At 71.1% G+C, this 4,703-nt stretch carries 4 protein-coding genes and 1 pseudogene; 1 reads left to right on the top strand and 4 read right to left on the bottom strand.

The features are described 5' to 3' along the window. From H5J33_RS24165 to H5J33_RS24150, 4 genes are all read right to left on the bottom strand, one after another. Window positions 1-620: nucleotidyltransferase domain-containing protein (locus H5J33_RS24165; protein ID WP_181796991.1), on the bottom strand; the 620-nt coding region annotated here is incomplete at its 3' end. A 28-nt stretch (window positions 621-648) separates the two neighbouring features. After that, complete coding sequence (locus H5J33_RS24160; RefSeq protein ID WP_030612756.1) at window positions 649-987, bottom strand: P-II family nitrogen regulator; 339 nt, start codon at window positions 985-987, stop codon at window positions 649-651. Then, a complete protein-coding gene (locus H5J33_RS24155; RefSeq protein WP_181796990.1) occupies window positions 984-2,321 on the bottom strand; it encodes an ammonium transporter in 1,338 nt (445 codons plus the stop codon). Before H5J33_RS24155 ends, H5J33_RS24160 begins: the two co-directional genes overlap by 4 nt. A gap of 343 nt (window positions 2,322-2,664) precedes the next feature. After that, window positions 2,665-4,143, bottom strand: coding sequence for a hypothetical protein (locus H5J33_RS24150; RefSeq protein WP_181796989.1), 1,479 nt, complete (start codon window positions 4,141-4,143; stop codon window positions 2,665-2,667). Window positions 4,144-4,600: 457 nt separating this feature from the next. On the opposite strand from H5J33_RS24150, the pseudogene H5J33_RS24145 reads away from it, so the two are divergent. Continuing rightward, window positions 4,601-4,703 (top strand): annotated as a pseudogene (locus H5J33_RS24145) (DNA primase); the annotation flags it as partial.

Here is a 4,703-nt window from a genome sequence, read left to right as displayed (position 1 = left end):
AGCGCGGTGGCGTCGCGCAGGCCGCCGCGGGCCTCCTTGAGGTCGGGTTCGAGCAGGTAGCGCAGTTCGCCCTGGCGGGCAGCGCGCTCGGCGCACAGTTCGCGCAGTTCGGGCAGACGCTTCGGGGCCTGGTTGCGCCAGTCGGTGAGGACGGCGGTGCGCAGGCCGGCGGTGAGGGTGGTGTCGCCGGCCACGTGGCGGGCGTCCAGCAGGCCGAGCTGGACCTTCAGGTCCTCGGCCGCGGTGGCGCGGGCCTCGGCGGGGGTGCGGACGGAGTGGTCGAGGGCGAGGCCGAGGTCCCAGACGGGGTACCAGATCCGGTCGGCGAGGGCGGCGACGGCGCCGGGGTCGGAGCCGTCGTGCAGCAGGACGAGGTCGAGGTCACTGCGCGGGGACAGCTCGCCGCGGCCGTAGCCGCCGACGGCGACGAGGGAGACGCCCCGGGCCGGGCCGGCCGCCGCGCCGTTCCGCCCTCGCCGCACTGACCGACGACTGGCTCGCCGGGCTCTTCGGCGCGGCGGCCCGGACCGCGCGTCCTCGGTGAGGAGGCGCAGCCGGGCCGCCGCGTAGCCGCCGGTCCCCGCGTCTTCCGTCCCTGTGTGCGTGTCCGTGTCCCTCACCCGGCGGCTCCTCTTCTGTCGGTCCTGGTCAGAGCGCGTCCGGACCGCGCTCGCCGGTGCGGACGCGGACGGCGGTCTCCACCGGCAGGGACCACACCTTGCCGTCCCCGATCTTGCCGGTGCGGGCGGCCTTGACGATGACCTCGATCAACTGCTCGGCGTCGTCGTCCTCGGCCAGTACCTCCACGCGGACCTTGGGGACGAGGTCGACGGTGTACTCGGCGCCGCGGTAGACCTCGGTGTGGCCGCGCTGCCGGCCGTAGCCGCTGGCCTCGGTGACGGTGAGCCCGTGCACGCCGAAGGCCTGGAGGGCTTCCTTGATCTCGTCGAGCCGGTGGGGCTTGACGACTGCGGTGATGAGCTTCATGCGTCCACCTTCCGGGTGTGCGCGGCGGCCAGGGCAGCGGCGGCGGTACCGGCGACGCCGCCACCCGCTCCGCTGAAGTCGTAGGCGGTCTCGGCGTGTTCGGCCCGGTCGATGCCGGAGATCTCCTCGTCCTCGGTGACCCGCATGCCGAGGGTCTTGTCGAGGAGGAAGGCGAGGACGGCGGAGGCGATCAGGGAGTAGGCGAGGACCGCGAAGACGCCCGCGCACTGCTTCCACAGCTGGTCGAAGCTGTGGTCGCCGTAGAAGACACCGGTGGCGGCGGACTGGCCCTTGCCGGTGGCGAAGAAGCCGACGAGCAGGGAGCCGAGGATGCCGCCGACCATGTGGACGCCGACGACGTCGAGGGAGTCGTCGTAGCCGAACCTGAACTTCAGGCCGACGGCCGCGGCGCAGGCGACACCGGCGATGGCACCGACGGCGATGGCGCCGAGCGGGGAGACCGCGCCGCCGGAGGGGGTGATGGCGACCAGGCCGGCGACCGCGCCGGAGGCGGCACCGAGGGTGGTGCAGGCGCCGTGCCGGATCTTCTCGTAGCCGAGCCAGGCCAGCATCGCGGCGGCGGTGGCGACCTGCGTGTTGACGAACATCAGCGCGCCCACGCCGTCGTCGTTGCCGAGCCAGGAGCCGGCGTTGAAGCCGAACCAGCCGAACCAGAGCAGACCGGCGCCGAGCATGACCAGCGGGAGGCTGTGCGGGCGCATGGGGTCCCGCTTGAAGCCGACGCGCTTGCCGATGACGAGGATGACACCGAGCGCCGCCGCACCGGCGTTGATGTGGACCGCCGTACCGCCCGCGAAGTCGATCACGCCCAGCTTGTAGGCCCAGCCGTCGGAGGCCCAGACCCAGTGGGCGACGGGGACGTAGACGAGGGTGGCCCACAGGGCGACGAACAGGGCCCAGGCGGAGAACTTGACCCGGTCGGCGAGGGCGCCGCTGATCAGGGCGGGGGTGATGATGGCGAACATCAGCTGGAAGACCATGAAGACGAAGACCGGGATGGTGTAGCCGTCCCAGAGTTCGGTGAGGCCGATGCCGCTGAGGCCGATCCAGTCGGCGTTGTAGCCGATCAGGCGGTTGCCGTTGCCGAAGGCGAGGGAGAAGCCGTAGAGCACCCACAGGATGGTGACGATCCCGAGGCTGATGAAGCTCATCATCAGCATGTTCAGGGTGCTCTTGACGCGGACCATGCCCCCGTAGAAGAAGGCCAGGGCCGGGGTCATGAGCATCACCAGGGCGGAACAGATGAGCATGAAGCCTGTGTTGGCGGACGACAGTCTGGGTGCGTCCGCCGCAAGCATGATGGCTGGTGCCATCGGCGTCTCCTCGTCGATTGGTACGGCCCCGTGCGGGCGGTGCCTGAGCGGTCCGGTCGGGTGAGGGGTGGGCCGGTTCTGCGCCACGAGATTCGCGCAGCGCGGTTTCGGTGGAAGCCCCTCGTTGTTTCGCCGGGGTGACGAAGGCGCCCTGCGTGTTACGCGTCGATGAAGCGGGAGATGCCGGGCCGCGCCGGTCGTTATCGTGGCGCAATCTTCCGCGGGGTGGTCCCCGCGGGGGGAAACGAACCGGCCGCGGCGGTCCTCTCGACGACCTGGCATGGGGGAGCCGAGTCGGGCAGTTCGCGAGGACCGGCCGCGGCCGGGGCTTGTGGTGGCGGGGTCAGCCGGCCTCGGCGGCCTCCGGCAGGTCGGCGGCGAGTTTCTCGGAGAGATGGACCACGGCGGCCAGCTCGCCGTAGTCGCGCACGGCCGTGCCGACCGTCTTGCGGATGCGGGTGTTCACCCGTTCGGAGCGGACCTTCTTGGCGATGTCCAGGGCCTTCGCCGCGTATTCCGTGCCGCGCTCGGGCTCGCGCTGGAGCAGGTGCACGGAGGCCATGCCGATGAGGTTGAGCGCGTACGACCGCTGGTGCTCGGAGTCCTTGGCGAACAGTTCCACGGCGCGCCGCATGAGGGGTTCGGCGAGGGAGGCGTAGCTGGGGCTGCGCCCGGCGTTGTAGGCGAGGTCGCGGAAGGAGTGGGAGTTCTCCGCGTACAGCTCGGCCTCGGAGAAGAAGCGGATCCAGTCGGGGTCCGGCTCGTCCCACTCGTCGATCTCGGCGAAGGTGTCCTCGGCCAGGCGGACGGCGCGCTTGGTCTTGCCGGGCTGGCCCATGTTGGCGTAGGCGCGGGCCTCCATCGCATACAGCATGGCCTGGGTGCGCGGCCCGGCGCAGTCACGGCTGCCGTACTGGGCGAGGTGGATCAGTTCCAGGGCGTCGTCGGGCCGGCCGAGGTGGATCATCTGGCGGCTCATGCTGGACAGGATGTAGGAGCCGAGCGGCTTGTCGCCGGCCTCCTTGGCGGCGTGCAGGGCGAGGACGAAGTACTTCTGCGCGGTGGGCTGGAGGCCGACGTCGTACGACATCCAGCCGGCGAGCTGGGACAGTTCGGCGGCGATCTGGAACAGCTTGCGGGTGGTGGCCTCGGGCTGGGGGTCCTGGAGCAGGTCGGTGACCTCGTGCAGCTGGCCGACGACCGCCTTGCGGCGCAGTCCGCCGCCGCACTGGGCGTCCCACTTGCGGAACATGCGGGTGGTGGACTCCAGCAGCTCCAGCTCGGGCCGGGAGAGCCGGCCGGGCCGGCGGGAGTCGGGTGCGGGGGCGGGCTCGGCGGGGGCGGGGGCGCCGGGGGTGGGCACGAGCCAGCGCTGCATGGGCTCGATCAGGGAGGGGCCGGCGGACAGGGCGAGGGAGGTGCCGAGGAAGCCGCGCCGGGCGAGCATCAGGTCGCTGCGGGAGAACTCGCCGAGCAGGGCGACCGTCTGCGGGCCGGTCCAGGGCAGGTCGACCCCGGAGGCGGCGGGCGACTGCCGGGCGGTGCGCAGGCCGAGGTCCTCGACGGAGACCACGCAGCCGAAGCGTTCGGAGAACAGCTCGGAAAGGATGCGCGGGATCGGTTCCCGGGGATTCTCCCCGTCGAGCCAGCGGCGCACCCGCGAGGTGTCGGTCGAGATGTGGTTGGCACCCGACTGGCGTGCCCTGCGGTTCACCTGCCGGGCCAGCTCGCCCTTGGACCAGCCGCTGCGCACGAACCACGAGCCGAGCAGCTCGTTGGGGCGCTTTTCAGCGCTCGTACCGCTACCGCCGTTGCCGCCCACTGGGATGCCCCCATTTCCTGAGACCACTTGTCACCTAGTGCGCCAAGCCTTATCAGAATGCCGGTAAATAACGCCTCCCGTCTGGCGATTCTCACCCTTCGAACGAGTTGACGGCTTGCCTGCGGCATATCCGCGCGCGCATGCGCCCCCTTGAACTCGCGCACTCAGAGTAATCTCACGATCACCCCCCAGTCCCGGGCGTCCCGGAAACGCCACCATTCGCCACCCCTTCGAATGCGCACACGATTGGCTCCGCGCGCTGTACTTACGGGGGGCCGGCGGAAGCCGGCGGAGTGATGCACTCAGGGGCGCACGAAACCTCAGGTGCCACCCGGCGCGCTTCAAGGCGCCGCATTGGTCCCATCACCGCGCGGGCAGGCGGAGCCGTAACGTTACGTTCCGCTTCCGTCTCGTTCCGTGTCGTAACCACCGGCGCGCAGGACCCGTTGGAGGGGGCATGGGCTTCACGATCGGCGGCATCCGCGAGATCCGCTCCGGCACGCGTCGGCGCGGGCGCCTGGCGGAGTGCACCACCGTCGCCGAGTTCACCGGGCTGTGGG

This window comes from Streptomyces sp. WELS2, assembly GCF_013870595.1.
Taxonomy (GTDB): domain Bacteria; phylum Actinomycetota; class Actinomycetes; order Streptomycetales; family Streptomycetaceae; genus Streptomyces.
Note: the sequence above shows the minus strand (reverse complement) of the source record. Positions and strands in the feature narration are given on the sequence as shown.

Excerpts from the sequence above, each read along its gene's own strand:
- H5J33_RS24160 (WP_030612756.1), bottom strand. The coding sequence starts at position 987 with ATGAAGCTCATCACCGCAGTCGTCAAGCCCCACCGGCTCGACGAGATC.
- H5J33_RS24155 (WP_181796990.1), bottom strand. The coding sequence starts at position 2,321 with ATGGCACCAGCCATCATGCTTGCGGCGGACGCACCCAGACTGTCGTCC.